Consider the following 20,644-nt stretch of genomic DNA (forward strand, 5'->3'; position numbering starts at 1 on the left):
TCAGGCGTGCGCCGCCTTCCCGAAGGCGGCGCGCGAATCGGAAGAAGCAAGGACATCATGCGCAACAACCAGCCCGTCACCCAGCAAGCGTTCGAATTCCCCGCCTCGGAGATGCTCGTCTCCGCCACCGATCTCTCCGGCAACATCCAGTACTGCAATCCGGCGTTCGTGTCAGTGTCAGGCTTCTCGCGCGAGGAGCTGATCGGCGAGCCGCACAACATCATTCGTCACCCCGACATGCCGCGCGAAGCTTTCGCCGATCTCTGGGCGACGGTCCGCGCCGGCCGCTCGTGGACCGCGCTCGTCAAGAACCGGCGCAAGAACGGCGATCATTATTGGGTACGCGCGAACGTGACGCCGGTGATGGAGCACGGCAAGGTCGTCGGTTATCTCTCCGTGCGCGTGAAGCCGACGCTGGACGAAGTGCGCGAGGCAACGGCGCTCTATGCGCAGATCAAGACCGGCAACGCGTCGCACAAGCTCGTGCGCGGCGCGCTCGTGAAACACGGCATCGCCGGCAAGCTCGCCGCGATCGCGAACATGCCGGTCAGCGCGCGTCTGGGTACGGCTTTCGCGGCAGTGCCCGTCAGCATGTCGATCGCCGCACTGGCCGGCTGGCGCGGCGCGCCGCCGTTGCCGTTCTGGATCGCGCTCGCCGTCGGCGCGGCGGCGAGCTTCGCGGGCTGGCTCGCGCTGTCGCGTCAGGTGGATGCACCCGTGCGGACGATGTCCGGTTTCGCCGCGCGCATGGCGGCGGGCGATCTGACCGTCGACATGCCCGACGCGCGCCACGACGATCTGGGCGATGTGCAGCGCGCGCTCGGCCAGCTGAAGGCGAATCTCGCGGCGATCGTCTTCGACGTGCGCGGGCAGATCGGCGGCATGCTCGAAGCCGCCACCGAGATTTCGAGCGGCAACACGGACCTGTCGCGCCGCACGGAAATGCAGGCGGCGTCGCTCGAACAGACCGCCGCGACGATGGATCAGCTGACCACCACCGTTCAAGGCAACGCCGACGCCACCGTGCGCGCCCTCGAACTCGTCAGGGAAGCGCAGGCCGCGGCGGATGACGGCGGGCGCATCGCGAGCCAGGTCGAGCAGACGATGGCGGGCATCACGGCGGCGTCGCGGCGCATCGCGGACATCACCGATGTCATCGACGGCATCGCGTTCCAGACCAACATCCTCGCGCTGAACGCGGCCGTCGAGGCGGCGCGCGCGGGCGAAGCGGGCCGCTCGTTCGCGGTCGTCGCGACCGAAGTGCGCAATCTGGCGCAGCGCTGCGCGGCATCGGCGAAGGAAATCGAAGGCGTGGTGGCGACGAGCGTCGCGCAAATCGCGGAAGGCACGAGCCTCGTCACGCGCACGACGAGCCAGATGCGCGCCATCGACGAAGCGGTGAACCGCGTGTCGACGATCATCATGGAAGTGGCGAAGGCGAGCAGCGAGCAGGCCGAGGGCATCGCGCAGGTGAATCAGGCGGTCGCGCATCTCGACGACTCGACCCAGCAGAACGCCGCGCTCGTCGAGCAGGCGGCGGCTACCGCGCAGCGCCTCGCGCAACGCGCCGTGGTGCTCGACGAAGCCGTGCGGCTCTTCACGGTCGCGAAAGCTTGAGATCGGGCAGCGTCGAAGAGCGCATCGCTTGGTACTATCGGGACATTGCCAACGAGGAGTGTGTCCGATGACCGCTGAGAACAATCGCGCGGAAGAAGCGCGAGCGATGGAACGTATCGTCAACGCGACGCGTCAGGTTCAGTCCGCCTTCCTGGCGCTGCAAACGCAGTTTCCGCCCGAAGGCGACGGCCGGCCGTCGCAGATGGCGCTGCAGACGTTCGATGCCGCGCTTCAGGAACTCGAAGACGCGCAAGCCGCCTTCGATACCATGCTCAACGATCTGTTCGACGGGAACCGGTAAGCGCGTCACGCGTCACGCGTTCCGCAATTCAGGCACGTCCTCGCCCGGCCCGCTCAAAGCGGCTTCGCCGCCCGTGTCGCCGAGACCGGCCCACGGCACGCCGTCGCTCGACTGGCGGCGCGCGGCTGCCACGCATGCCTCGACCAGTTCCCGGAACGACACCGCCGCCGAGCTCGTGCGCACAAGCACTTCACCTTGCAACGGGCTTTCGGGGAACACCAGCCCGACAATCAGCTCGGCCGATGGCGCACGCTGATGCAGGCGCCGCAGCAGATTGCGCAAATATGGCGGCGACTCGGCTGCATCGAACGACACCACGCAGATGATCGACACGCCCGCGAGATCGACTTCACCGAAACGTCCGCGCGAGAAGCGCTCGTAGCCCGCGAGATCCGCGTACAGGCCGTGCTTGCGAAAGAGCTGCACGGCGATGGTCGCCGCGAGATCGTCCAGCTCGCTTCTCCCCGCGATGCACAGCACCGACGCCGTGTGGCCTTCTTTCTCGGCATCGAAGCGCGCGGGCGGGGTTTCGTGCGCCAGGCCTTGCGCATTGTCGACAGAATCGAAGCTCGCGGGCAGCTCTTCCTTGCGCTCGACGGTCACGGCGGTATCTTCTGCGTCCTCCAGTCCTTCGATGATGTCGAGCGCGGATTCGTTGATGCGCCGCAGCTGATCCGCGGTCACGACACCGCGCAGCACGTCGTTGTGGGCGTAGCGCAGGCCTTCCAGCGCGACCTCGTCGTAATACGCGATCAGCGAGCGCTCCTTGAGCAGCGTCTCGGCCTGCACGAGCGCCTCGTCGGGATCGTTCGCGAGCAGGCGCTGATAGAAGTTCTCGGCGGGCGTGAGCGCGGGGCGGTCGCCGAAGAGCACATCGAGAAATTCGAGCCGATCGACGTGGCGGCCGAGAATCACGAGGCACAGAGTAAGCGGCGTCGAGAGCACGAGGCCGATCGGCCCCCAGATCCAGCTCCAGAAGATCGCCGCGACGATCACCGCGAACGGCGACAATCCCGTGCTGTGCCCGTACAGCAGCGGCTCGACGACCTGACCCGCGAGAATATCCGTCACGCCGAACAGGACGATGGTCCACACGAGCATCGCCCAGCCGGGGCCGACCGCCGCCGCGAACACGACCGCGACGATCGCCGCGATCCACGTCCCGACGTAAGGCACGAAGCGCAGGAGTGCGGTCATCACGCCGAACAGCAGCGCGCCCGGCACGCCGATGATCGCAAGCCCGATCGCGATGACGATCCCCACGCTCGCGTTGATGCCGAGCTGCGCGAGGAAGTAGCGCGACAGACGCCGGGCGGCCTCGTCCATCGCCGTGGTCGCGCGATGCAGGTCGCGCGAGCCGAAAAGCCGTATCAGCCGGTCGCGCAGATCCTCACGCTGCAACAGGATGAACACCGCGACGACGAGCACGATGCCCGTGGTTTCCAGAGGACTGATGATCGGCGACAGAAAGCGCTGCGCCAGCTCCAGCGGCGTCGGCGTGGGCTCGTGAACTTCGACGGGCATCGGCTGATCGATCGGCGACGCGGCCGGGTTGTCCTCGTTCTTCGGCTCCTGCTCGCGCGCGGGCGAAATGCGCTTCAACGCACGGGATGCGCGGCCGAGAAACTCGTCGGCGCGGCCGACGGTCATGCGCTGCACGTTTTCGATCTTGCGCTCGACCGCGACCTGATACTTCGGCAGATCGCTCGCGAGCTGCGCGACCTGCGCGCCGATCAAGGCGCCGACCGCAGTCAGCACGGACAGCGCGATCACCACCGCGACGATCACCGACGGCACCTGACCGAAGCGCAGCCGCCGCAGGAAGTCGACGAACGGCGCGAGCAAAAAGCTCAATAGGATCGCGAGGATGATCGGGATCATCACCGCGCGGCCGAAATACAGCGCGCAAATGATGACGACGCCCGTCACGAGTGACGCCAGCGCACGCACGCCGGGCGCTTCGGGCGGCAGGATCTTCGCGGGTGGCCGGCGCGGCCCGGGTGCTTGCGGCATGGGGAATGGCTCGCTTTCTGTATTTAAGTCGGGCGGCGCACGGCGTGTTGCTGGCGCGCCGGCTTGTGCGCGGGAGCAGCGACGGTCAAGCAAGGCGCGTGCCGTGCGCGTCGCGCCCGTCGCCATTGAGGTGAGTCTATTCGGGAGCCGAATTCCCCTGCAATCGGTTCAACGGTGAGGAGATACGGGAGCAGCGCGGGCCGCGCCGTGCTCTATCGCCATGATCGGAACAATCAGTTGGATGCGCAAACGTCGCGCGTGCGACATTGACGTTTCGCCGCGGTTCATCGGCGAAAGCCGCGGCTCATTGAAAAGGACATCATGGCAGTCGATTCACCCTGCATCGGCATCTGCAAGTTCGATGAAAAGACCGACCTGTGCATCGGTTGTCTGCGCACGAAGAACGAATGCAAGCAATGGAAGAAGATGAAGGACAAGCATCGAGCGCGCATCATCGATGAACGGCCCAAGCGCAAAGCAAAGCTCAAAAAACACAAGAAGTAGGCGTTGTGAGAGAACAAACGCTGGACTGGTCGGCGAAAGGGTGATGGCGTCTTTCGTCCCGCTCGCGGACTACACTGAACGGGACTTTTGCAGGGAGTCAGCCATGAAAGTGACTTGTGCCGCGTTTGTTTTCACATCGGCCTTTGCCGCCACATCGGCTTTCGCGCAGTTGCATCCGAGCGTCGAAACCGACATGTACGCGCCGCAGAACAGCACGAAGCTCATGCCGGACGCGCCGCTCGGCAGTCAATATCCGACGCACGGCAACGCGCAGGCGGGCGAACTCAATCTCAATCCGAGCGATCCGCGCGCGCAGCTCGTCAACGGTCTTCCGAACAACGCCAACAGCGGCGGCTACGGCTCGCCGCTCGCGGGCAACAAGGCGAACGTGCCGCGCGGCGAGTGAGCGCTGCGTGAGCGGACGCACGACGCGCGCGCTCACCGTTCTCGATACGAGAATAGTGATTTGAAATCCGCCGCTATTCTCCTTCTCACGGCAAGAACCGATACTTGATTCGCAGGACGGGACTTCTCCCGGCCATCAACCGAATCAGGGAAATCTGCCGTGAAGATCTATCACCATCCGCTGTCCGGTCATGCGCACCGCGCACGTCTCTTCCTGAACCTGCTCGGAGTCGACCACGAAGCAGAATTCGTCGATCTCGCGGCCGCCGCGCACAAGACGCCCGACTATCTGAAGCTGAACCGCTTCGGCCAGATTCCCGTGCTCGTCGACGGCGATATCGTCATTGCCGACTCGAACGCGATCCTCGTCTATCTCGCGATGAAAGCCGGCGACACGAAATGGCTGCCCGACACGCCCGCCGAAGCCGCCGCCGTGCAGCGCTGGCTGTCGGTCGCGGCCGGTCAGATCGCGTTCGGACCCGCCGCCGCGCGTCTCATCACCGTGTTCGGCGCGAAATTCGATGCGCAGGAAGTCATCGCCCGCGCGCACAACGTGCTCAAGGTGATCGATTCGGAACTGGCGCAGCGCGACTGGATCGCGGATATCGGCGCGACGCACCCGAGCATCGCGGATGTCGCGCTCTACAGCTACATCTCGAGCGCGCCCGAAGGCAATGTCGATATCTCCGGCTACGCGAATGTGAATGCGTGGCTCGCGCGCGTCGAGGCGTTGCCCGGCTTCGTTCCCTTCCAGAAGACAGCCGCGGGTCTCGCGGCGTAAAGTGAGCGCGGCGGCTTCGCGTCTTGCATTGCGCTCTGCCGCCGCGCCCGAATCGAAGAGGCATCCGATCATGTCCGCTTCAGCGCTCTCCGCTGTTCCATCTGCCGCCACGCCTTCGCCGTGGCATCCGGGCGAAATCGCCATTCAGAAAGCCTTCGGCGTCGATGAGCGCATGGACGGCGTCGGGCGGCGCGTCGTGCGCGATCACATGCCGGAGCAGCATCGCCAGTTCTTCGCGCAGTTGCCGTTCGTCGTGGCGGGCGCGGTCGACGAGCGCGGCGATCCGTGGGCAACGCTGCTCGCGGGGCCGCCCGGCTTCATGCGCGCGCCCGATGCGAAAACCTTGTCGATGAGCCGCGCGCGCGATCCGCTCGATCCCGCCGATGCCGGCATGAACGATGGCGCGTCGATCGGCCTGCTCGGCATCGAGTTGCACACGCGCCGCCGCAACCGCATGAACGGCGCGATCCGTCGCGACGGCGCGAACGTCGGGTTCGATGTGGCCGTCGAGCACAGCTTCGGCAATTGCCCGCAGTACATCCAGTTGCGCGATTTCGAGTTCGTGCGCGATCCGGCCGTGCCCTCGCCCGTGCAGCCCGTCATGTCCGACGCGCTTTCGCCGCGCGCCAAAGCGATGATCGCGGGCGCGGACACGTTCTTCGTCGCGTCGTATTTCGATCGCGAAGACGGGCATCGGCAGGTGGACGTGTCGCATCGCGGCGGCAAGCCGGGATTCGTGCGCCTGACCGACGACGGCTCGCTCACCATTCCGGATTTCGCGGGCAATCTCTTCTTCAACACGCTCGGCAACATTCTCGTGAACGGCCGCGCGGGACTCGTCTTCGCCGACTTCGAGACCGGCGACGTCTTGCAGCTCGCGGGCGACGCCGAAGTACTGCTCGATTCCCACGAAACCGCCGCGTTCCAGGGCGCGGAGCGGCTGTGGCGCTTCACGCCGCGCCGCATCGTGTATCGTGCGGGCGCGCTGCCGTTGCGGTGGAAGGCGCGCAGCGAGGGCGCGTCGCCCAATTCGTTGATGACGGGCGACTGGGAGCAGGCGGCCGAGCGCCTGAAGGCGGCCGCGCTCGCGAATGCGTGGCGAACCTTCCGCGTGAGCAAGATCGTCGATGAAAGCAACGCGATCCGCTCCTTCCATCTCGAACCGGCCGATGGCGCGGGCATCGTTCCTCACCAGGCCGGCCAGCATCTGCCGATTCGCGTTACGCCGCCGGGCGAGGCGAAACCGCTGATCCGCACGTACACGCTTTCGGTCGCGCCATCGGACGGCCGGTATCGCATCAGCGTGAAGCGCGAGGGACGCGTATCCGGGCATCTGCACGACACGCTTAAAGTCGGCGACGTGATCGAAGCGCGCTCGCCCGCCGGCGACTTCACGATCGACCCGTTCGAGCATCGTCCGGCCGTGCTGATGGCGGCGGGCGTCGGCATCACGCCGATGCTCGCGATGCTCCGGCACGTGGTGTATGAAGGGCTGAGAAAGCGGCGCGTTCGTCCGGTGTGGATGATCGTATCGGCGCATTCGCTCGCGAGCCGCGCGTTCGCCCAGGAAATCGAAGCGCTCGCGCAAGCAGCGGGCGGTGCGGTGAACGTGATCCGCGTGCTGAGCGACACGAACGGCGCAGAGCTCGGGCGCGACTACGATGCATCGGGGCGCATCGACATCGACCTGCTGACGAGCCGCATGCCCTTCAACGACTACGACTTCTATCTGTGCGGCCCCGGCGCGTTCATGCAGTCGATCTACGACAGGCTGCGCGCGCTCAATGTCTCCGACGGGCGCATTCATGCGGAGGCGTTCGGTCCTTCGGCGCTCAAGCGCACGGCGGATCGCGGCGCCGACGTGAAGCCGATGCGCCCCGCCGCGACCGAGCCGGTGAAAGTCAGTTTCTCGAAGTCGGCCAAAGACGCGCAATGGAAACCCGGTGCGGGCACCTTGCTCGAACTCGCGGAAGCGAACGGCCTTTCGCCGGAATTCAACTGCCGGGGTGGAACGTGCGGCACATGCAGAACGCGCATCGTGCAGGGCGCGGTGTCGTATGAAAGCGAGCCGGCTTTCCGCGTCGCCGACGACGAAGCGCTGATCTGCTGCGCAATGCCCGCCGCGGACGACGGCGGCAAGCTGGAACTCGACCTTTGACCAGGACGTCAAGCGGTCGTGGATTGTGCCCCGCGCACATATCCCCGAGAATGCACGGCATCTTCATGCTCGCGTGCCTCGTGTTTTCTCATGGACCGTTTACAGGCAATGACGACCTTCGTCACGGTGGTCGAGACCGGCGGCTTCGCATCGGCGGCGCGCAAGCTCGATGTCTCGCCGTCGGTCGTGAGCCGTGTCGTGACCGAGCTCGAAGAGCGTCTCGGCGTGCGCCTGCTCACGCGCACGACGCGCGTCGTGCGTCTCACCGATGCCGGCAGCGGCTATTTCGAGGATTGCCGGCGCATCCTCGGCGAGATCGATATCGCCGAGCTCTCCGCGACGGGCACGCATTCGTCGCCGCGCGGCCTGCTCTCGATCACCGCGCCGGTGATGTTCGGCCGGCTGCACGTCACACCGATCGTGCTCGACTATCTGCGCCGTTATCCCGAAGCCGATGCGAGCTGCTGGTTCGTCGATCGTGTGGTCAATCTCGTCGACGAGGGCATCGACGTGGCGGTGCGCATCGCGCAATTGCCGGATTCATCGTTGCAGGCGATCAACGTGGGGCGCGTGCGGCGCGTGCTGTGCGCATCGCCCGCCTATCTCGAGAAGCACGGCACGCCGCGTCATCCGGACGATCTCGCTGAACATGTGATCATCGCGTCGACGGGCTCGTCGTCGCCGCCGGAATGGCGCCTGCACGACGGCGAGCGGCAGTTTCTCGTGCGCGCACATCCGCGCTTCACGACGACGACCAATGATTCCGCGATCGCCGCCGCGCTCGCGGATTTCGGCATGGCGCGGCTCCTGTCGTATCAGGTCGCACGGCATGTCGCCGACGCGCGTCTCGCGATCGTGCTGCCGGAATTCGAGCCGCCGCCCTTGCCGATCCATCTCGTGCATCGCGAAGGACGTCATGTCACGCAGAAGGTGCGTGCGTTCCTCGACCTCGCCGTGACGACGCTGCGCGCGGACGTTTCGTTGCGCTAACCCGCGCTAAACATTACGCACTGTCGGTGACATTTCGTCCACCGGCCGGCGAATCGAACGCCCGTTAGCACGACTGCCGTGCAAAGTGCCGGCAAAACATGCAACATAGCTGTCTCGAACGATCGCACCGATCGGCGCGCTTTCGGCTTTCCTGAACCTTTACCGGCTCACGCACCATGACGAATCCAACTTCTCCCTCAAACGAACGCCCGCTCGACATGATCATCTTCGGCGGCGGCGGAGACCTCGCGGCGCGCAAGCTGCTGCCGGCGCTCTACATGGCGCACATGCACTGCAACCTGCCCGCCGACACGCGCATTCTCGCGATTGGCCGCAAGGACTGGACGCGCGAGGACTACCTCAAGAATTTCATGGAAGAACAGGCGCGTCCGTTCATCGACGCCAAAGCCTTCGATGCGCAGTCGTGGGACAAATTCCTCGCGCTCTTCGACTACGTGCGCGTCGACATCGAGAATCCCGGCGATTTCGAGCGTCTCGCGCAAGCGGTGCGCCCCGGCTCGCAGCGCGTGCTTTACCTGTCTACGTCGCCTGAACTGTTCGTGACCATCTGCGAAAACCTCGACAACGCCGGCATTCTCGACGATCACGCGCGCGTCGTGCTGGAAAAGCCGCTCGGCCACGATCTCGCCTCCGCGCGCGCGATCAACGATGCCGTCGGCAAGCACTTCAAGGAAGAGCAGATTTATCGCATCGACCATTATCTCGGCAAGGAAACCGTGCAGAACCTGATGGTGCTGCGCTTCGGCAATGCGATCTTCGGGCCGCTGTGGCAGGCGCCGTATATCAAGAGCGTGCAGATCACGGTGTCGGAGACAGTCGGCGTGGGCAGCCGCGCGGGCTTCTACGATCACACCGGCGCGTTGCGCGACATGGTGCAGAACCACTTGCTGCAACTGCTGTGCATCGTCGCGATGGAACCGCCCGTGTCGCTCGATCCGGACGCCGTGCGCGACGAAAAGCTGAAGGTGCTGAAATCGCTGCGGCCGATGACCGTCGCCGATATCGCCCGCGACACGGTGCGCGGCCAGTACACGGCGGGCGCGGTCGGCGGCGAGGCGGTGAAGGGCTATCTCGAAGAACAGAACGTGCCGCCCGACAGCCGCGCGGAGACGTTCGTCGCATTGCGCGCGCATATCAACAACTGGCGCTGGGCGAATGTGCCGTTCTTCCTGCGCACCGGCAAGCGCATGCAGAATCGCCGCTCGGAGATCGTCATCGATTTCGCGGATCTGCCGTTCTCGATCATTCCGGACGGTCCGCGTCACTACGGCAACCGGCTGACGATCACACTGCAGCCCGAAGAGTCGATCCAGTTGCAGATGCTGGCTAAGGAACCGGGAAGCGGCATGCATATGCAGCCGGTCACGCTCAATCTCGATCTGCAACAGGCCATGACGCAACGGCGCGCGGAGGCTTACGAGCGCTTGCTGATCGACGTGATTCGCGGCAGGCTCACGCACTTCATGCGACGCGATGAACTGGAAGCCGCGTGGACGTGGGTCGAGCCAATTCTCAACGGCTGGAAGGAACTGGGCGACCGGCCGCGCGGATACACGGCGGGGACGTTCGGACCGGCGGCGTCGAGCGCGTTGATGGCGCGGGAAAATCAGGCCTGGGCGGAAGAGGCTTAAGTCATCGCGCGATGCGGCTGGCTGGAGTCACCGCATCGCGACGCGCGACGTTCGTCTCGCGGCCCACGCGGCGCCCAGCGCCATCACCGCCGACAACACCACGATCCCGCCCAGAATCCCCACGAGCCTCATCAGCGCCGGCATCGGGTCGGACGACCAGTGGTGGTCCTGCACGAACACCATGATGAACGCGATGCTGAACTGCCGCCCGACATAGCTCGCGCCTTGCGTGCCGGTCTGCACGTGACAGCCCATCCACACGCCCGCGCACAGCGCGACCATGCAGGCGAGCGCGTTATCGCCCACTAACGGCAGCAGCGCGAGACTCACCGCGCCCGCCAGCAGACAGCCGATGAAGCGCTGGATCATGCGCTCGGCGACCGGCTTGCGCGTCGGCTTGCCGAGCGCCGATGCGGGCAGGATCAGCACGGCGACCGCCGTCACCATCGCCTGCGCGAAGCCGCTCAGATTCCATGTGTACGCGAGCGATGCCAGGATCATCACCGACCACGCGCCCTGCCATGCGAGGCGCTTGCGCATCGCGAGCGCGATCTGCTCGGCGCGGGCGACGTGCGTCGCGTCGAGCGCCTGCACGGCCCGCGCGGCATCGGACGGAATCACGGTGACGGCTTGCGCGTTGACGCCATCGATGCGATCCACCGTGGATGCCGCCTGCGCGCGCGGCACCGGCGGCGCGCCCCGCGACTTGCGATAGTGCTGCACGCCCGCATGAAAAAGCGCCGACACGGCCACGCACGCCATCGTCCCGACGACGACTTCCGCGACCCGCAGCAACGCGAACGACGCCGTCGCCGCGGCAGAGACGAGCCGATGCGCCTCGAACGTCACCATCAACGACGTCACCGCGCCCAGCACCCACGCGTAGCCCGCATCCGACACGAGCGCGCGATACACCGACACGCCCACGATCACGCCGAGCAGCGGCACGAAGAGCCACGGCACATCGCCGACCATGACGCCCGCCACCGCGCCGATGATCGCGCCCGCGACCGTGCCGACCACCCGCTGCACGCCGCGCTGCGCGCACGCGGAAAACTTCGACTGCATCACCGCGAAGCCGCTGATCGCCGCCCACCAGATGTTGCTCAGGTGGAACGCATACGCGAGCGCCACAGCGAGCCCGACGGACAGCATCGCCTGCGTCGCGAAAAGCGCGCGGGCGGGCGTCGGTCTGATCGCGACGAGTTCGCGCCCGAGCGCGGCAAATGCGTCGCGGATGATGTGCACATACGCGACCACGGCTTCGGCGCTTTCGGGCGGAATCGGGCGGGCGCGTCGGGAAGAATCGTCGGTCGGCATTGTTCTGGCGATAGGGGCGTCTGGTTTGAGCGTAGCCGCCGATCGTCCGGATGCAAAGCCGAACCGCGCGCGATGCGGCAAATCCGCTACACGCGCTGCGCGAGCGCGAACGACACGATGAGGTTGTCAGAACGCATGCACGGTCGTCACGACCCGGAACCGCGCGCCGCGCTTTTCCTGCTCGACGGCGATGAGAACGGGCGCCGGCAGACGCGTCAGCCACACGAACGCCCACTCGGCCGAAAGCAGCGTTGCGCGTGCGAGCCGGTTCGTGCATCACACCCGCGAAGTCAGCAGGCGAATGCCCGCCGCGCCGAACACGAGCGCGAGGCACGCATCGAGGCCGCGCTGGATGCGCATGTAGATGCGCCGCGCGGACGGCATCGAGAAGAGCGCGGCATAGCCGCCGAACACGCACGCGCCGATGCACAGACATCCCGCGACGACCACGAGCATATGCCCCGGCCCTTCCCCCGCCGACGAGCCGAGCGCCGCCACCGACATCCACACGAGAATCGCCTTCGGATTGGTGAGATGCAAGAGCGCGCCGCGCGCATAGAGCCTGCGGCCGCTTTGCCCCTGCGCATCCGCCGACGAGCGCCGCAGCGGAGGCTTCAACGCCGCGCGCCCCGATTTGAACGCGAGCCACAGCAGATATAACCCGCCGCAGATTTTGACGCCGATGAGAAACCCCGAATACGCGGTCAGCGCGGCGGAAAGGCCGAGCGCCGCGAGCATCGCCCAGAAGAACGAGCCGGACATCACACCCGCCGCGAATGCGAATGCCGCGCGCCGGCCCGATGTGCTGGCTATGGACATGATCGCGAGATTGCTCGGCCCGGGGCTCGCCGTGCCGACGAAATAAGCCGAGTAAGCGATGAGCAGATTCGCGCTGAGCAAGGCGTGGCCGTTCATGGCGGTCGTGTCTCCGTTTGAATTGCCGCCATTGTGAGCGGAGAAAGCCGCGCACGTCCATGAACGCCTGGCGCTCGCGCGGGCAGGCCAATTCATTGCGCATGGACGCGGCGGTGCTATCTTTGAGTGCGCGCAGGCAGCCGCGTGTCTCCATCCGATGCACCCTCACACAAGGACACATCATGGCGAAAGTACTGGTTCTCTACTATTCGATGTACGGCCACGTCGAAACGATGGCGCAGGCGATAGCCGAAGGCGCGCGTGGCGTCGCGGGCGCGGAAGTCACGGTCAAACGCGTGCCCGAAACGATCCCCGCCGACCAGGCCGCGAAGATCGGCGTGAAGCTCGATCAGCAGGCGAGCGTCGCCACCGTCGACGAACTCGCGGATTACGACGCGATCATCTTCGGCACGCCGACGCGCTTCGGCAACATGGCGGGCCAGATGCGCACCTTCCTCGACCAGACCGGCGGGTTGTGGGTGAAAGGCGCGCTCGTCGGCAAGATCGGCAGCGTGTTTTCGTCGACTGCTTCCCAGCACGGCGGCCAGGAAACCACGATCACGTCGTTTCACAGCACGCTGCTGCACCACGGCATGGTGGTCGTCGGCGTGCCGTATGCATGCGCCGGGCTCACGAACATGAGCGAGATCTCAGGCGGCACGCCCTACGGCGCGACCACGATGGCCTCCGCCGACGGCAGCCGCCAGCCTTCGCAGAACGAACTCGACATTGCGCGCTATCAGGGCAAGCATGTCGCCGGACTGGCGACGAAGCTCGCCGGATAGCCGCGCGATCGACGCTGCGTTCAGGCTTCGACCTCGAGTTTCACTTCGTAGAGCGACTTGCCGTCCAGATCGTGCAGCGAGACCGTCATTGCGCGGCTGACGGGGTCGATCTTCGCGCGGCCATAGAACTGTTGCAGCGACGCGGGCGAGCGGTTCTGCGGGTTGTCCTTCGGCACGCTCACGTAGCGCAGTTCCGGACCGAACGTCATGTCGAGATCGTTCGGCCCGAACGTGCCCGCGTTGATCGGCCCACCGACGAACTCCCAGAACGGCTTGAACTCGGCGAACTTCGCGCGCGAGGGATCGTAGTGCGTCGCCTGAGCGTAATGCACGTCCGCCGTGATCCACACGACGTTGCTGATGTCTTCCTGCTTGATGAAGCGCAGGATCTCCGCGAGCTCCAGTTCGCGCCCGAGCGGCGCACCATTCTCCGCATTGGCCCATGCCTCGAACGTGCCTTTCGGCACATCGGGGTTGGCATCGGGGACGACGAGCGAGATCGGCATGTCGCTCGCGATCACCTTCCACGTCGCACGCGACGCCTTCAACGATGCCTTCAGCCACGCCGTCTGCTGCGAGCCGAGAAAGGCGGAATCCGCATCGAGACGTGTCTGCCGGTTCGGCGAGTTCGCGCCGCGATACGATCGCTCGTCGAGCATGAAGACATCGAGCAGCGGACCGAACTGAAAGCCGCGATAGACCTGCTCTGGATCGAGCTGATTGATGCGATACGGGTTGTACTCGAACATCGCCTGTCTCGCGCGCGCTTCGAGCAGGTTGATCGCGCGCGTCTGATAACGCTTCTCCGCGTCACCGATTCTCTGGCCCGGATACCAGTTGTTGCGCACTTCGTGATCGTCCCATTGCACGAGGAACGGTACTTCCGCGGCAAAGCGGCGCTTGTTCCTGTCGAGCTGGTTGTAGGCGAAAGCCGCGCGATAGTCGTCGAGCGTCTGCGCGACATGCGACTTGCCCTCGGTGACGATGTTGGTCCACAGCGTGCCGTCGGGCAGCTTCACTTCGGATTCGATCACGCTGTCCGCGTAGATCTGATCGCCCTGATGGATGAAGAAGTCCGGCGCTTCGCGGCGCATCGCCTCATAGATGCGATAGCCGCCGAAGCGTTCGTTGATGCCCCAGCCCTGCCCCGCTTCATCGCCGGAGAAGACGAAGGTGATCGGCTTGCTCGCCTCGAGCGACGCCGTGCGCAGGCGTCCCGTCATCGGCTCGCTGTATGCCTTGCCATCGACGAGATCCTGAAAGCGTACGCGATAGAACACGTCGGCGCCCGGCGGCAGGCCGGTCAGATCGACGCGTGCCGTGAAGTCGCTGCTGTCGAGCGCGGCCGGCCCGATGCGGCGCTGGAACGTATCGAAGCGCTCGCTCGTCGAGTACTCGACGATCATGCGCGCCGGCCGGTCCGTGCGGCTCCATACGATGCCGCTCGTCGCCGTGACGTCGCCGCTCATCACGCCGCCGGGTAGTTGCGGACGCAACTTGTCGGCGGTGACGACGGCGGGCGCGACGCCTTGCGCGAGGGCATCGGCGAGACCCGCGCCCGTGAGCGCGAGCCCCGTGCCGGAAACGAGACCCTTCAGCAAGGTGCGTCGGGACGGCTTGACGATACGATCCGGCATGGCGAGCTTCCTCTCGAGCTGTACGATGGGGTGACGCGCTGCGTCGAATCGACGATGGTAAAGCGTAACGGTGTCGCTTTTGTTTCAACGGGCGCTTCATCGTCCGCGCGGTTCGATGCGATGAGCACGCGACGATTGCTGTGACGGCTCACCGCATCCGACACGCGCTCTTCCCAGAAGCGCCAGTGCGTGGCCTTCGTGCGGCCGATCACGACGAGGTCCGCATCGAACTCGCGCGCGGCCTGCGCGATCACGCGCGCGAGCGTCGTGCCGGCGGGCAGGTCCATCGTCACGCACACGCCGTTGATGCTCGACGCGCGTATCGCCTGAAGCGTGCGCTTCTCGATCTCTCGCGCGCGTTCGTCGACGTGCGCGAGCGCCGCGCCGAAGTCGTACTGCGCGGACGATAGCGCCCAGAATGGCGTACGGTCCACCACATGAAGCGCCGTGAGGCGCGCATTGCATTCGCGGGCCCGCGCGATGCCGAGCGCGAGCGCGGCATGGCTGTTATCCGGGCCTACTGCGACGAGAATGTGCTGTTGCATGATGTCGTCTCCGTTCGATGGTTCGCGCGCTTCAATGCACGCGCCACGCGTGCTTCACCGCATCGATCACGGCGGCTTCGGTGCAGGTCATCACGCCGTCCGCGACGACGGCCGATTCGCAGAGCGTGAGCACGTCGCGTCGCATGCGCTCGTCGCGCACTTCTTCCGCAAGCCGTTGCATGACGCGTGGATCGACCCGGCACGCGTCGTCCCATGTGAGAAAGGAACAGCGCGTGAGGTCTTCGCAGACCTCGCGCACGACTTCATGCAACTCCCCTGCATGAAGCCCGAGCCGCGCATAGAATCCGCGCCGTTCGAGCTCTTCGATTTCCGCACTGCCGATATGGCCGTCCGCGATCAGCGACATCACGACGATGCGCGCGGCCGCGCGGGGACTGTCCGTTGGATAGTGACGCATGGCATTTCTCCTCGATGAAACGTGGTCAACGAAAGGCAGTGCGATAGGTTCGATCGGGACCGCGCCGCCTGGATGCTTTGCATCGTAGGAAGGGAGAATGAGCATCGAATGAGCGTGCCGGTATGCACTTCCGATGTCTGAGCGGCCCGAACAATTGCGCTTGAAAGCGTTGGCCGTCGCACGACAGTTCACTTTCCCCGGCTTGCCTTCGTGCTCCACCTGAGCCTTGCAGGACAAGGCTTAGGCGCGTTTCATCGATCGACTGGCACGGCCGATGCATATGGCATTGCCGTCGCGTCATGACTGCCTGCCACTGTTTGACGCGACCGGGCCGGCCGCCTCGTGCGCCGGCCCGTTCCTTCCGGCGCCGCGCTGTTCGTCACGCGAGCTACCGGCGGCACGCGCAGGCGCCAAGGAGATCACCATGAACAGTTTCGATAACGCCTTCGAAGCGCTGATCGGCAGCGAAGGCGGCTACTCGTTCCATCCGGCGGACCCGGGCGGCGAAACGATGTGGGGCGTGACGGCGCGCGTCGCGCGTGGCTACGGCTATGCCGGCGCGATGAAGGACCTTCCGCTCGAACTCGCCAAGCGCATCGCCAAGCAGAAGTACTGGGATCCGCTGCATCTCGACGAATTCGATCCGCGCGTCGCCTTCCAGATCTTCGATGCGAACTACAACGGCGGTCTCGTCGTGCTGTGGATGCAGAAGGCATCGGGCGCGAAGGAAGACGGCAAGTTCGGCCCCGATACCGTCGATGCCGTGAAAGCCGCCGATCCGATGCGCTTCGTCCTGCGTTTCATTGCCTATCGATTGCGTTATCTGAAGGGCCTGCATGCCTGGCCGACGTTCAGCCGCGGCTGGACCGACCGCATGGCGACGAATCTTCTCTTGGGAGCAGCATGATGGACTGGACCAAAGTGGCGGCAGCGATCGGCGCGAAGGCGCCTCTTCTGGCGGGTCTCATCGGCGGGCCGGTCGGGCTCGGCGTCACGACGGCCGCCGCGATCATCTCGCATGCGCTCGGCACGCCGAGCGATCCGGATGTCGTCGAGACCGCGCTCAACGATCCCGCCGCGCTCGACAAGATCAGGCAGGCGGAAAGCGCGAACTCGTTGCAGTTGCAACAACTGGTGGTCGCGGCGGCGCAGGCGCGGCTGTCGTTCGAAGCGGACATGGCGCGCATCGCGGCGGGCGACCGCGCCGATGCGCGCGCAATGGGCATCGCGAACAAGGACTGGGTGCCGAAGGTCCTCGCGATGTGCGTCACGGGCGGCTTCTTCGGCATCCTGCTGTTGATGGCGCTGCGCGCCTTGCCCGAGGCGAATCGCGATCTCGTAAACGTCGTGGTCGGCGCGCTCGGGACCGCATGGATCAGCATCATCGGGTATTACTTCGGGACGTCGGCGGGCTCGATGCGCAAGACCGAACTGCTCGCGCAACCGAGCGTGCCGATTACGTCGGAGACGGCCGTCACGCTGCGCGATCCCGCGCCGGCGGCGGCCACGCGCGATCAGTCAGGCGCGAACGCCGATCATGCGCCGCGCGCTTTCATGCCGGGCGGACAAGGGCCGATCTTCACGGGCGGAGCGTGAGCCTGAGCCGCGCGCGTCAGAGTCCCGTCCTCGGATCATAGGGGCCCGCCGGATGACGCGCGATGTTCTCGAACTGCGGGCGAATCGCATCGCTGAAGGTGGTCTTCTGGACAGTGACCGCCGAAAGCCTGAGAAGCGAGCCGCTGCGCCGTGCCTTGCGCGCGCTCGCCGATGCGTTGAACTGGGTCATTTCGTTCCCCTTTCCTTTGGCGATTAACCATGGAAAGGCGTGTAGGGACGCGGAATTAGCCGAAGTGAGAGTGTGCCCGACGAGTCACGCACGTCGCGTATCAGCGGTAGTCCTCTTCCAGCCGACGGCGAATAGCGAAGATCCCGAAAACCCTCACCTTTGAACCGTCCGCGTTCGCAAAAAGGCCTTTGAATACGGGCCTCGGGAGCGCCCAGACCACATGATCCCGAAAACCCTCACCTTTACCCACAGCACGGCATAACTAGATCACGTTCAACATCGACAACGCGGTCTCCTGCAACGGCGGCAATACGCGAGCGAGCGCGGCCTCGCCCGTTTCCTTTCCGATCGGCATGTTCGCCGACAATGCCGCCACCACTTCGCCGTGCCGGTTCTTCATCGGCACTGCGATGCCACGCACGCCCATCTGCAATTGCTGCTCGATCTCGACGTAGCCGTCGATCCGCGCCTGCCGGATCTTCTCGTAGAGCCTTTCCTTGTTGGTGATCGTGAGCGGCGTGAAGGGCTTGAACTCGGTCGCGTCGAGCCATCCGCGCACCGATGCCTCGTCCATGTAAGCGAGCATCGCGATACCGCCCGACATCAGCGCGGCCGGCACGCGCGCGCCGAGCACGAAGCCCGTCGTCATCACGCGCGTGGAACCGTTGCGCGCGATGATCACGAGGTCCCAGTCGTCGAGCACGCTCACGTACACCGATTCGTGGATCAACGCGCTCAATTGCTGCAAGTAGGGCTGCACGATGCGCGGCAGCCGCGCCGACTCGAAATATGACCAGCCCATGCGCAGCACGCGCGGCGTGAGGTTGAAGAGCTTGCCGTCGGTCTGGACGTAGCCCAGATGCGCGAGCGTCAGCAGATAGCGGCGCGCCGCGGTGCGCGTGAGGCCGGTGCGCATCGCGGCTTGTGTGGGCGTCATGCGCGCGTGCTGATCGTCGAAGGCTTCGAGGATCGCGAGACCCTTCTCGAGACCGGCGATCCAGTCGCGCTTGTCGAGTTCCGGTTTAGTCATGCTGACATGTCTGTTTAGTTATGGATATTGTGATGTTTCGGCGCTCGACGAAAGCCATTTGCTAGTGCTAACCCCCAAAGCGTCCGATTATCGGACACTTGCGTGCGATAATCGCGCAAAAATAATCATAAAACATTGATGCAAAGGGGTTGTGCTTTTATTCTCCAATCACTTTCAGAGCGACGCGCAATTCCGCTGTTTCCGAATGCCCCGCCGCTCGACCAGGTATCAAGCTCAACTCTATAAACCCATTGTTCGGAGACATCTCTATGGCTAGCCCTAAGGAAGACGCGCACGGCGGCCGCCAGGCGAAAAAAGCGACCGCGAGCGGCTGGATCGGCTCGGCGCTGGAGTATTACGACTTCTTCATCTACGCCCAGGCAGCAGCCCTCATTTTCCCGCAGTTGTTCTTCCCGTCGGGCAATCCGAAGGTGGCGATCATCGCGTCGCTCGCAACGTACGGCGTGGGTTACGTCGCCCGTCCGATCGGCGCATTCGTGCTCGGCCATCTGGGCGACACGCACGGCCGCAAGAACGTGCTGCTCATCTGCATGTTCCTGATGGGTTTCTCGACGATGGCCGTTGGTCTGCTGCCGACGTATCACAGCGTCGGCATGCTCGCACCGGCCTTGCTCGTCGTGCTGCGCCTGATTCAGGGCTTCGCGGTGGCGGGTGAAATCTCCGGCGCCAGCTCGATGATTCTGGAGCATGCACCCTTCGGACGTCGCGGCTATTACGCGAGCTTCACGCTGCAAGGCGTGCAGGCCGGCCAGATTCTCGCGGCCGCCGTGTTCCTCCCGCTCGCCACGTTCATGCCGGAAGACATGTTCAACTCCTGGGGCTGGCGCGTGCCGTTCCTGCTGTCGGCCTTCGTGCTGGTTGCGGGCTACATCATCCGGAAGGAAGTGCATGAGACGCCAGCGTTCACGTCCGAAGAATCGCACGGCGATCTGCCGAAGTCGCCGATCAAGGAAGCGTTCGCCAACAGCACGCCGGACATGATCCGCGTCGTCTGCATGGCGCTGATGAACGTGATTCCCGTCGTCGCGACGATCTTCGGTGCGGCGTATGCGGTGCAGTCTTCGTACGGCATCGGCTTCCACAAGAGCGTGTATCTGTGGATTCCGGTGGTCGGCAACATCGTCGCGGTGCTGGTGATTCCGTTCGTCGGCAACCTGTCGGACAAGATCGGCCGTCGCCCGATGATGATCGGCGGCTCGCTGATCTCGGGTCTGCTGGCTTTCGCGTATCTCTATGCGATCAGCATCCACAGCGTCCCGCTCGCATTCCTGATGTCGCTGCTCATGTGGGGTGTCGTGTACCAGGGCTACAACGCGATCTTCCCGAGCTTCTATCCGGAACTGTTCCCGACCCGCTCGCGTGTTTCGGCGATGGCGATTGCGCAGAACATCGGCACGACGATCACCGCGCTGCTGCCCGCCCTGTTCGCGGCGGTTGCGCCCCCGGGATCGAGCAACATCCCGCTGACGGTCGGCGCCATTGCCTTCGGCGTGACGGTCATCGCGGCGATTGCGGCGTACTCGGCGCGTGAGACGTATCGCATCCGTCTGAACGATCTGGGCAAGAAGGACGCCGTGCCGATGAGCGAGCAAGAGTACGAGCGTCTGCGCGCCGATTCGATGTCCGTGGACAAGGTCGCCAAGGCCCACCACGCATGAAGCTGACCGTATTGGAGTGATTTGCCGGGCCCTTCGGGGCCCGTTTTTTTTTTGCTGATCCGGCTGGCATTCGCTCCTTCCCCCGCATCGCGATAACATGAATGCCCT

General features: G+C 65.1%; 20 protein-coding genes. 12 read left to right on the forward strand and 8 right to left on the reverse strand.

What is annotated here, in order from left to right; translation table 11 throughout:
* Positions 1-57: 57 nt before the first annotated feature.
* Complete coding sequence (locus tag NCT32_RS20465) at positions 58-1,617, forward strand: PAS domain-containing methyl-accepting chemotaxis protein (protein ID WP_061120053.1); 1,560 nt, start codon at positions 58-60, stop codon at positions 1,615-1,617.
* 67 nt (positions 1,618-1,684) lie between these two features.
* Positions 1,685-1,918, forward strand: coding sequence for a hypothetical protein (locus NCT32_RS20470; RefSeq protein WP_061120011.1), 234 nt, complete (start codon positions 1,685-1,687; stop codon positions 1,916-1,918).
* A gap of 12 nt (positions 1,919-1,930) precedes the next feature.
* Here NCT32_RS20470 and NCT32_RS20475 read toward each other — a convergent pair whose 3' ends face one another.
* Positions 1,931-3,931: an AI-2E family transporter gene (locus tag NCT32_RS20475; RefSeq protein WP_061120012.1), complete on the reverse strand. Its 2,001-nt coding sequence runs from the start codon at positions 3,929-3,931 to the stop codon at positions 1,931-1,933.
* A 321-nt stretch (positions 3,932-4,252) separates the two neighbouring features.
* Here NCT32_RS20475 and NCT32_RS20480 point away from each other — a divergent pair, with 321 nt between their 5' ends.
* The 6 genes from NCT32_RS20480 to zwf all read left to right on the forward strand — a co-directional run bounded on the left by NCT32_RS20480 (position 4,253) and on the right by zwf (position 10,421).
* On the forward strand, positions 4,253-4,435 hold the full coding sequence (locus NCT32_RS20480) for a DUF1289 domain-containing protein (protein ID WP_061120013.1): 183 nt from the start codon (positions 4,253-4,255) through the stop codon (positions 4,433-4,435).
* A gap of 103 nt (positions 4,436-4,538) precedes the next feature.
* Complete coding sequence (locus tag NCT32_RS20485; RefSeq protein WP_250490499.1) at positions 4,539-4,841, forward strand: hypothetical protein; 303 nt, start codon at positions 4,539-4,541, stop codon at positions 4,839-4,841.
* Positions 4,842-5,000: 159 nt separating this feature from the next.
* Entirely contained in the window at positions 5,001-5,621 is a 621-nt protein-coding gene (locus tag NCT32_RS20490; RefSeq protein ID WP_061120015.1) for a glutathione S-transferase family protein, read from the forward strand.
* A gap of 70 nt (positions 5,622-5,691) precedes the next feature.
* Positions 5,692-7,779: a pyridoxamine 5'-phosphate oxidase family protein gene (locus NCT32_RS20495; protein ID WP_061120054.1), complete on the forward strand. Its 2,088-nt coding sequence runs from the start codon at positions 5,692-5,694 to the stop codon at positions 7,777-7,779.
* A gap of 90 nt (positions 7,780-7,869) precedes the next feature.
* Positions 7,870-8,769, forward strand: coding sequence for a LysR family transcriptional regulator (locus NCT32_RS20500; protein WP_061120016.1), 900 nt, complete (start codon positions 7,870-7,872; stop codon positions 8,767-8,769).
* Positions 8,770-8,945: 176 nt separating this feature from the next.
* On the forward strand, positions 8,946-10,421 hold the full coding sequence (gene zwf / locus NCT32_RS20505) for a glucose-6-phosphate dehydrogenase (RefSeq protein WP_061120017.1): 1,476 nt from the start codon (positions 8,946-8,948) through the stop codon (positions 10,419-10,421).
* Positions 10,422-10,448: 27 nt separating this feature from the next.
* Here the strand turns inward: zwf and NCT32_RS20510 are convergent, their stop codons facing one another.
* Together NCT32_RS20510 and NCT32_RS20515 are read right to left on the reverse strand one after the other, a co-directional pair.
* A complete protein-coding gene (locus NCT32_RS20510) occupies positions 10,449-11,741 on the reverse strand; it encodes an FUSC family protein (RefSeq protein WP_061120018.1) in 1,293 nt (430 codons plus the stop codon).
* Positions 11,742-12,017: 276 nt separating this feature from the next.
* Complete coding sequence (locus NCT32_RS20515) at positions 12,018-12,656, reverse strand: LysE family translocator (RefSeq protein WP_061120019.1); 639 nt, start codon at positions 12,654-12,656, stop codon at positions 12,018-12,020.
* Between the two features lie 182 nt (positions 12,657-12,838).
* Here NCT32_RS20515 and wrbA point away from each other — a divergent pair, with 182 nt between their 5' ends.
* On the forward strand, positions 12,839-13,441 hold the full coding sequence (gene wrbA, locus NCT32_RS20520; protein ID WP_061120020.1) for an NAD(P)H:quinone oxidoreductase: 603 nt from the start codon (positions 12,839-12,841) through the stop codon (positions 13,439-13,441).
* Between the two features lie 20 nt (positions 13,442-13,461).
* Here wrbA and NCT32_RS20525 read toward each other — a convergent pair whose 3' ends face one another.
* From NCT32_RS20525 to NCT32_RS20535, 3 genes are read right to left on the reverse strand one after another with little or no spacing between them, the layout of a single operon-like run.
* On the reverse strand, positions 13,462-15,078 hold the full coding sequence (locus NCT32_RS20525; RefSeq protein ID WP_061120021.1) for an alkaline phosphatase: 1,617 nt from the start codon (positions 15,076-15,078) through the stop codon (positions 13,462-13,464).
* Positions 15,036-15,623, reverse strand: coding sequence for a universal stress protein (locus NCT32_RS20530; RefSeq protein WP_061120022.1), 588 nt, complete (start codon positions 15,621-15,623; stop codon positions 15,036-15,038). Before NCT32_RS20530 ends, NCT32_RS20525 begins: the two co-directional genes overlap by 43 nt.
* Before the next feature lie 31 nt (positions 15,624-15,654).
* Positions 15,655-16,041 (reverse strand): TerB family tellurite resistance protein, encoded by a 387-nt coding sequence (locus tag NCT32_RS20535; protein WP_061120023.1) that lies wholly within the window; start codon positions 16,039-16,041, stop codon positions 15,655-15,657.
* 424 nt (positions 16,042-16,465) lie between these two features.
* On the opposite strand from NCT32_RS20535, the gene NCT32_RS20540 reads away from it, so the two are divergent.
* Positions 16,466-16,948, forward strand: coding sequence for a glycoside hydrolase family 108 protein (locus NCT32_RS20540; RefSeq protein ID WP_061120055.1), 483 nt, complete (start codon positions 16,466-16,468; stop codon positions 16,946-16,948).
* A complete protein-coding gene (locus NCT32_RS20545) occupies positions 16,948-17,637 on the forward strand; it encodes a hypothetical protein (RefSeq protein ID WP_061120024.1) in 690 nt (229 codons plus the stop codon). The genes NCT32_RS20540 and NCT32_RS20545 overlap by 1 nt, the downstream gene beginning before the upstream one ends.
* A 16-nt stretch (positions 17,638-17,653) precedes the next feature.
* Here NCT32_RS20545 and NCT32_RS20550 read toward each other — a convergent pair whose 3' ends face one another.
* Both NCT32_RS20550 and NCT32_RS20555 read right to left on the reverse strand, forming a co-directional pair.
* Positions 17,654-17,827 carry a hypothetical protein gene (locus NCT32_RS20550; RefSeq protein ID WP_250477529.1) on the reverse strand — a complete coding sequence of 58 codons (174 nt, stop codon included), beginning with the start codon at positions 17,825-17,827 and terminating at the stop codon, positions 17,654-17,656.
* Positions 17,828-18,089: 262 nt separating this feature from the next.
* The gene (locus NCT32_RS20555; protein WP_061120025.1) at positions 18,090-18,857 is read right to left on the reverse strand and encodes an IclR family transcriptional regulator C-terminal domain-containing protein; all 768 of its coding nucleotides are present in this window, start codon (positions 18,855-18,857) and stop codon (positions 18,090-18,092) included.
* Positions 18,858-19,126: 269 nt separating this feature from the next.
* On the opposite strand from NCT32_RS20555, the gene NCT32_RS20560 reads away from it, so the two are divergent.
* Entirely contained in the window at positions 19,127-20,536 is a 1,410-nt protein-coding gene (locus tag NCT32_RS20560) for an MFS transporter (RefSeq protein ID WP_061120026.1), read from the forward strand.
* The last annotated feature ends 108 nt before the right edge of the window (positions 20,537-20,644 follow it).

This window comes from Caballeronia sp. INML2 (assembly GCF_023631365.1).
Classification (GTDB): domain Bacteria; phylum Pseudomonadota; class Gammaproteobacteria; order Burkholderiales; family Burkholderiaceae; genus Caballeronia; species Caballeronia turbans.

Excerpts from the sequence above, each read along its gene's own strand:
- NCT32_RS20540 (WP_061120055.1), top strand. The coding sequence starts at position 16,466 with ATGAACAGTTTCGATAACGCCTTCGAAGCGCTGATCGGCAGCGAAGGC.
- NCT32_RS20465 (WP_061120053.1), top strand. The coding sequence starts at position 58 with ATGCGCAACAACCAGCCCGTCACCCAGCAAGCGTTCGAATTCCCCGCC.
- NCT32_RS20485 (WP_250490499.1), top strand. The coding sequence starts at position 4,539 with ATGAAAGTGACTTGTGCCGCGTTTGTTTTCACATCGGCCTTTGCCGCC.
- NCT32_RS20545 (WP_061120024.1), top strand. The coding sequence starts at position 16,948 with ATGGACTGGACCAAAGTGGCGGCAGCGATCGGCGCGAAGGCGCCTCTT.
- NCT32_RS20525 (WP_061120021.1), bottom strand. The coding sequence starts at position 15,078 with ATGCCGGATCGTATCGTCAAGCCGTCCCGACGCACCTTGCTGAAGGGT.
- NCT32_RS20535 (WP_061120023.1), bottom strand. The coding sequence starts at position 16,041 with ATGCGTCACTATCCAACGGACAGTCCCCGCGCGGCCGCGCGCATCGTC.
- NCT32_RS20555 (WP_061120025.1), bottom strand. The coding sequence starts at position 18,857 with ATGACTAAACCGGAACTCGACAAGCGCGACTGGATCGCCGGTCTCGAG.
- NCT32_RS20480 (WP_061120013.1), top strand. The coding sequence starts at position 4,253 with ATGGCAGTCGATTCACCCTGCATCGGCATCTGCAAGTTCGATGAAAAG.
- NCT32_RS20470 (WP_061120011.1), top strand. The coding sequence starts at position 1,685 with ATGACCGCTGAGAACAATCGCGCGGAAGAAGCGCGAGCGATGGAACGT.
- NCT32_RS20475 (WP_061120012.1), bottom strand. The coding sequence starts at position 3,931 with ATGCCGCAAGCACCCGGGCCGCGCCGGCCACCCGCGAAGATCCTGCCG.
- zwf (WP_061120017.1), top strand. The coding sequence starts at position 8,946 with ATGACGAATCCAACTTCTCCCTCAAACGAACGCCCGCTCGACATGATC.
- NCT32_RS20500 (WP_061120016.1), top strand. The coding sequence starts at position 7,870 with ATGGACCGTTTACAGGCAATGACGACCTTCGTCACGGTGGTCGAGACC.
- wrbA (WP_061120020.1), top strand. The coding sequence starts at position 12,839 with ATGGCGAAAGTACTGGTTCTCTACTATTCGATGTACGGCCACGTCGAA.
- NCT32_RS20510 (WP_061120018.1), bottom strand. The coding sequence starts at position 11,741 with ATGCCGACCGACGATTCTTCCCGACGCGCCCGCCCGATTCCGCCCGAA.
- NCT32_RS20515 (WP_061120019.1), bottom strand. The coding sequence starts at position 12,656 with ATGAACGGCCACGCCTTGCTCAGCGCGAATCTGCTCATCGCTTACTCG.
- NCT32_RS20560 (WP_061120026.1), top strand. The coding sequence starts at position 19,127 with ATGGCTAGCCCTAAGGAAGACGCGCACGGCGGCCGCCAGGCGAAAAAA.
- NCT32_RS20495 (WP_061120054.1), top strand. The coding sequence starts at position 5,692 with ATGTCCGCTTCAGCGCTCTCCGCTGTTCCATCTGCCGCCACGCCTTCG.
- NCT32_RS20550 (WP_250477529.1), bottom strand. The coding sequence starts at position 17,827 with ATGACCCAGTTCAACGCATCGGCGAGCGCGCGCAAGGCACGGCGCAGC.
- NCT32_RS20530 (WP_061120022.1), bottom strand. The coding sequence starts at position 15,623 with ATGCAACAGCACATTCTCGTCGCAGTAGGCCCGGATAACAGCCATGCC.